This is a genomic window from Oleiphilus sp. HI0123 (genome assembly GCF_001635315.1).
Map to the genome: position 1 here is coordinate 1 of NZ_LWGE01000803.1, position 346 is coordinate 346.

The 346-nt window shown below is 46.0% G+C and carries 1 pseudogene; it reads left to right on the forward strand.

The features are described from left to right. Positions 1–346 (forward strand): annotated as a pseudogene (locus A3761_RS07010) (excinuclease ABC subunit B); the annotation flags it as partial.

Genomic DNA, 346 nt, shown 5'->3' on the forward strand with positions numbered 1-346 from the left:
GGCTAGTCAACGCGATATCTTAAAACGATTGGCCGAGATTCAATATACGCGAAATGACATCGAGCTACACCGAGCTACCTATCGTGTGCGTGGTGATGTGATAGACGTCTTCCCCGCTGAGTCTGAAAAAGAGGCAATCCGAATTGAGCTATTTGATGATGAGGTCGAGAACTTAAGTTTCTTTGACCCCTTAACCGGCGAAGTGACGCGTCGTGTGCCTCGGATTACGATTTACCCTAAATCCCATTATGTTACGCCGCGCCAAACAATTCTGAATGCTGTGGATGGAATTAAGTCCGAATTAGAAATTCGTTTAGCGCAGTTACGGGACAATAATAAGCTCGTC